Consider the following 5,748-nt stretch of genomic DNA (forward strand, 5'->3'; position numbering starts at 1 on the left):
TTTAGAAGAGATAAAGAAACGGGCAGACTACGATTATATCAAGCCTATTTTTGTAAAGTGAGGTTATGCCCTATGTGTGCGTGGCGAAGGTCGTTAAAAATTGCTTGTCACAATAAGTTGATTGTAGAAGAAGCAAATCGGCAATATAAGCCTGCGTGGATATTCCTCACGTTGACGGTAAAAAATGTTGAGGGCGATGATTTAAAACAAACGATTACTGATATGATGCAAGGCTTTAGAAAGTTGTTTCAATACAAAAAAGTGAAAACTGGAACACTTGGTTTTTTCAGAGCTTTAGAGATTACGAAAAATCATGAAGAAAATACATATCATCCGCATTTTCATGTATTGATTCCAGTGAAAAGAAGTTATTTCACAGGTAAAAGCTATATCAAACAAGCAGAATGGACAAGCCTTTGGAAAAGGGCAATGAAATTGGATTACACACCGATTGTGCATGTGCAGCGGGTCAAAGGAAAAAAGGGAATCGATGCAGAAGCGATTGAAAAAGAAGTCCGCGAAGCAATGGAAGAACAAAAAGCCATTCTTGAAATCTCTAAGTATCCTGTTAAGGATACTGATGTGATACGTGGTAATGAAGTGACCGAGGAGAATTTGGATACGGTCTATTATTTGGATGATGCATTAAGTGCCAGGCGTTTAATCGGTTATGGTGGGATCTTGAAAGATATTCATAAGGAACTGAATTTGACGGATGCCGAGGACGGGGATCTTGTCAGAATTGAAGAAGATGATGATGAGGTGGCTAATGAGACATTTGAAGTCATGGCTCATTGGCATGTTGGCATCAAGAATTACATAATTACATAGAAAAGCAGGCTCTATTAGCCTGCTTTTTTTGTATGGATTAGTTGATTTTTGCTTTTAGAACTCTATAATCTCCACTGCCGTAAAGTCCTACGTCAACACGAGAAGTGTATTCAACAGGTGTGTATTTTAGTGCTTTGAAAGTTCCTCTACTGCGAATTTCCCAAACGCTAGGGTCTAGTTTGTGTTGTTTTGTTTTGTGAGATTTTGAATAAAAGACGCCAGTTAAATATGCATCATAACTGCTACTTTTCAGTTTACCTTTTTCATAAGTGAATTTACCACTTACTTCATGAGCAAAACCAAAAGCAGGAGTGGTATTTTTAACCTTTGCATTGAATTTCTTTTGTTGTACTGCTTTTGTTGAAATGTCTTCAACGTTCATAGACAATTCAAGTTTGTCTCCCTGTACGTTGAGAGGTTCTTGTACTACAACGTTATCTAATCCTTTTTTTAGTTGAGCGTTTGCTTTATCAGTTAGTTGATCTAGTTTGTCGTTGATTCTTTCAACTTCTTTCAGATGTGCTACTGGTTCATTTTGTGTTGCTTTCGCATCTGGAGCATATATTCCTAAAGATAAAGTGATCGTAGCAAGTCCCATTAAAACAGTTGAGCTGATTGATTTTTTTGATAGTTTTGAAGTCATATTGTTCAAATCCTCCTGAAATGATAGTATTACAAGCGGTTACAAAATTTGGTTAAACAACCACAAATAAGGGACGGTGTATTGTGTATGCTAGCTGTTATTTATACGGTTTTAATAATGTTTTTGGTTTTCTATCTACTGAATTATTTAGGTCAGAAACTAATTACTAAAGATCGCCCTATTAATCATTTGATCATCATAGTGATCTCACTTATTGAAGCTATAATTGGTATCGTTTTGGCTTACTATAAACCACCGTTTTTGTAGAATTGATCTATAGAAATCACTCCTTTTTTTGGGTATATTTTCATCCTAACATTGAATGATTTAGTGTTGGGAATTCGTTGGAAAATTTCTTTTTTGGTTGCGGTGTCCGCAATCATTTTTTTTATTTTTTAGAGCTTGGTTTTAATGAAAATTTCTGTGGTAGAATCCGTTCACTGTGGAGGTGAACATGATGACCATTGAAATTCATGTGATGGATTTAGGGGCAATGATTATTTGTGGTTTGATGCTCTTTGCAGTGTGGTTTGAAGAATCAGAAGAAGCCGGCTATTAAGTCGGCTTTTTCTTTACACGCTTGACGGAAATCGAGAGATTTTAGCACGCACACAGGGGTGTGTATAAGTGCGCCATTGTCATGGGTGTTCTATTTCCAAAATTGCCACCACTTTTTTTGTTGAGCAGCAGCAATCATTTTTTTTGCTTCAATGGATTCTTTCAAAGCGAGCATGAGATTTTCATCTCGCTTTTTTTGCTGTTCTTCAAATTGTTCGAGTCGTTTTAGGATGGCCCGATTGAATTTCTCTTGTCTTTGAATGAGATCGGCGACATTGATATCTTGTAGCGGTGTAGCGGTATCCGATATGGACAAGTTTGACCGATACAAGGTCGCTACAAGTTTGGCTACTTCTTCTAGTGATTTACCACTTAATTTAGAGTGTGTGTATATATACTCCATAGCGGATAAATCGGACTCATTATACTGACGCCATCCCTTAGTGTCTCTGGCGAAATTATAGCCATTTTTCTCAAGCATGGCGGCGTATTTGCGTATCGTGACGCTGGAGACATTGAGCTTGTTTGCAATGTCTTGTGAAGAAAGATAGGTTTCGGGTTTCATAGCGGGTTCACCTCTTTATGATTTATTCGCTACGGTATACGCTACGCCCTCCTAGATCAAAAGGCAAAATGTTTTTGTTTTGCGTAGCGGGTTGAAAGAGAAAAAATTTGATAAGTGTCGCCGGAGACATTTAGGAAAAGGTGAAAAGAGCATAAGGGAAAACTGCAACCACTTTATGTTTGAAATCCCAGTGTGATTTGTTTCGTGGCGGTTGCGATTTTTGAAAGGAATGTGCCTAAAAATGAAATTCTGACACACCTTTTTTTAGGAGAAAAATGCGGTAATGTGGCAGAAACGGCAAAACTGCCACACCATAAAAAGGAAAAGTGAGAAGAATTGAGTAACGTTTTGTGTTTGAAAAGGAGCGCACCTGCACACAAAGAAAGGGAGCGTTTTGCAAAAAAATCAGTAGCAACAAGGGTTCAAAAGCTTTGAATTAAGTTTCGTGTTTGTTTTGTGTTGTTTCGGAAAAGTGTGCACTCAAAAGGAGCGTTACTGTTTAAAAAATGGAGTGAAAAACATTCGGCATGAGTCAACGGTAAGCGGAACGAAAGTGAGCATTAAGGAGTTGACTCATTCACCACACCCAAAGCCTATTGATTCAAACAAACCCCGTTTGTTTGCGCCCGCCGAAGGGGCATCCCCCGAAGATCGGGGGTAGGGGGTTTGAATATTTGCGATCCAACGGGCTGACCGTTGGCGGGTTTGGGCAGAGCCCGAAAAGAGTCACTGGAGAACCAGTGCCCACTTATGCACCTAAATAGGTGCTGTGGGTTTTCTCTCCGTTCAAAGCAGAATGCGAGGCATTGTACCGTTGGCATGAAAGAGTCAAAAATGATAAGATTAAAGAAATATTTGTGCGTTTGTTTTGTTTGGCGAAGGTGCGCAGCGGAAGACGACGACAGTCGTCGAGTGGCAACGAAAAGCGAAGCACCGAGAGCCAAACGGGAACCCCCCCACTCTAACAGGGGGGTACTACGGAAGAAAAAAACAAATTGAAGCTAGTCATAGCTATGGATTGACTCGTTTTGAGTTTGTGACAAAGATTTATTTGAATGATTAAAACGTATAAAAATACCGAGGCTGTAATTCTAAAATGCCTCTGAGAGCGTTCAGATTTGTTTCTGAGCGCTTTTATTTTTGTTCAGGTATTTGAAATAGGGGAATTCGTTAAAAACGCTTATAAGGGATTTAAATGCGTTTTTTCGTTTTGTCTGCTGAATTCATTTTAAAAAACGTTTGCGAGATACCGAAAATTTTCAAAAATGGAAACGCAAGCAAGTTATAGCCGTATTTCATGTGCTAGGATTTAACATAAAAAAGCGATGTATCGGGGGATTGATGGTATGGGAACTATTGCAGCGCCTGTGGTTGGTCAGAAGATTAATGAGTGGTATCGACATATCAAAAGGTTGAATGTGACAGATGCAGAGATTCTCCGTAACGAAGTTAAGAATGAACTGGATTTGATGGAGGAAGACGAACAGGTTGTTCTTTATTTTCAGCTAATGGAATTTCGCCATGAACAGATGCTTGAATACGTAAATCCATCAAAAAATACTGTCAACAAAGCTGATTATTTGAGAGCTGTCGAAGGTGAAGGGAAAAGGCTTACTGGTATTATGGAGTACTACTTCAATTTTTTCAGAGGGATGTATGAGTTTTCTAAAGGGGAGTACATAAAAGCTATTACATTTTATCGCTATGCTGAAAGAAAACTTGATAAAGTAGCTGATGAATTGGAGCGTGCGGAGTTCTTTTTCAAAATGGCAGAAATCTTTTATCACATGAAGCAAACACATCTATCTATGTATTATGTTGAACAGGCGTATCATGCTTATAAGGCAAACAGTATATATCAAGTTAGGTTAATCCAGTGTAGATTCGTGATTGCGGGAAATTATGACGATCTGGTCAGTTATGAGAAGGCACTTCCCCATTTGAAATTAGCTTTACAGGAATCTATTGCACTTGGCCATGATTACATTACGACTAAGGGTTTGTTGAATTTAGGAAACTGTTTTAATAAACAAGATGATGTTGCGAAAGCAACAGTATATTACCAACGTGCATTAGAGTTAGGCGAGAAGATCGGTGCTAAAGAGGTTGTACAAGCTTGTTATGATTTAGCCATCATTTTCTTTAAGCAGGGACTAAAGGAAGAAGCTCTTGACTATTGTGTGAAGGGAAAAAGCTATGCTGAAAAGTATGATGATTATATGTTTGTCGATCTTTTTAATGTGCTTCATGAGTTATATGTGACGGTTTCACCTAGTGTTGAAGTCAATCAAAAATTCGATCAACTTTTATATAGTCGTGGTTATCCTTATTTAGAAGACCTAGCTTTAGAGGCTGGAAGATTTTATAATGACATAGAACGACTGGATGATTCTGTATTTTTTTACAAGAAGATGATCCAAGTTCAGAAACTGATTCAAAGGGGCGATTTTGAATATGACGTTTAAAAAAATTATGGCTGCCGTTTTGATTTTAGCTGTGGCTGTTGCGCCAGTTTATGGTTTAGCGACGCAAGATAACAGCGTTTCTGTTGCTTCAAGGAATGCAACATGATGTATTGAATTTAATTTGTAACATGAAAATGACAGACCTTTAGGGTCTGTTTTTTTGTTGTGCAGCATGATCCAAAAATCAAAAAAAAAATCTCCCCCTGCGGGGAAATTTGGTTTAGTCTTTGGTCTTTTAGGTTTTGAGGTTTTAGTTTTTAAAAAGATGGCGGTTTCGCCAGCTTTTTGGGCGATTTTGACGGAGTCAGAATCGTGTCTTTTCTTATCTTGATACATATAGAAACATTGTCATTTTAAAAAAGTGCAATAAATGCAGTGATATCAAGGCTTTAAAGGTATTTTGACAGCACAAAACTCCATCTGCTATTATTAAGGTGTCGAATCTTAAATAATAGAATGCTAGAGAACTAGCGCAGAAGGAGTTTTTTGCTTTGTTTCATTCATCTGAATCGAATTATATCACCCTTGAGGACAAATCCGCAACAGGTAAAAAGCGGGATTGGAAAGGGAAAAAGTTGAGATCGTCACTGATGGCGTCTCACTATGAAGGACTTGAAAAGCGTACCGGTGCGCCTTACTACGGAAAAAAGGCAGAGAAAGTATGTGATTGTGCGGAATGTCTAGCG

Annotated in this window: 5 protein-coding genes and 1 pseudogene; 3 read left to right on the top strand and 3 right to left on the bottom strand. The window is 38.2% G+C overall.

Annotation, left to right across the window (positions count from 1 at the left end; all coding sequences use genetic code 11):
* The coding region (locus MKZ03_RS18910) for a protein rep (protein WP_341032646.1) at positions 1-831 on the top strand (831 nt) is incomplete at its 5' end.
* Between the two features lie 37 nt (positions 832-868).
* Here MKZ03_RS18910 and MKZ03_RS18915 read toward each other — a convergent pair.
* Together MKZ03_RS18915 and MKZ03_RS18920 are read right to left on the bottom strand one after the other, a co-directional pair.
* Positions 869-1,474, bottom strand: coding sequence for a hypothetical protein (locus MKZ03_RS18915; protein ID WP_341032647.1), 606 nt, complete (start codon positions 1,472-1,474; stop codon positions 869-871).
* A 649-nt stretch (positions 1,475-2,123) separates the two neighbouring features.
* Positions 2,124-2,597: a DUF3967 domain-containing protein gene (locus tag MKZ03_RS18920; RefSeq protein ID WP_341032648.1), complete on the bottom strand. Its 474-nt coding sequence runs from the start codon at positions 2,595-2,597 to the stop codon at positions 2,124-2,126.
* A 1,346-nt stretch (positions 2,598-3,943) separates the two neighbouring features.
* Here MKZ03_RS18920 and MKZ03_RS18925 point away from each other — a divergent pair.
* Positions 3,944-5,062: a Rap family tetratricopeptide repeat protein gene (locus MKZ03_RS18925; protein ID WP_341032649.1), complete on the top strand. Its 1,119-nt coding sequence runs from the start codon at positions 3,944-3,946 to the stop codon at positions 5,060-5,062.
* Positions 5,063-5,110: 48 nt separating this feature from the next.
* Here the strand turns inward: MKZ03_RS18925 and MKZ03_RS18930 are convergent, their stop codons facing one another.
* Positions 5,111-5,398 (bottom strand): hypothetical protein, encoded by a 288-nt coding sequence (locus tag MKZ03_RS18930; RefSeq protein ID WP_341032650.1) that lies wholly within the window; start codon positions 5,396-5,398, stop codon positions 5,111-5,113.
* A 155-nt stretch (positions 5,399-5,553) separates the two neighbouring features.
* Between MKZ03_RS18930 and MKZ03_RS18935 the strand changes: the two are divergent.
* Positions 5,554-5,748 (top strand): annotated as a pseudogene (locus MKZ03_RS18935) (protein rep); the annotation flags it as partial.

This window comes from Bacillus sp. FSL R5-0431 (assembly GCF_038002985.1).
Classification (GTDB): Bacteria; Bacillota; Bacilli; order Bacillales; family Bacillaceae; genus Bacillus.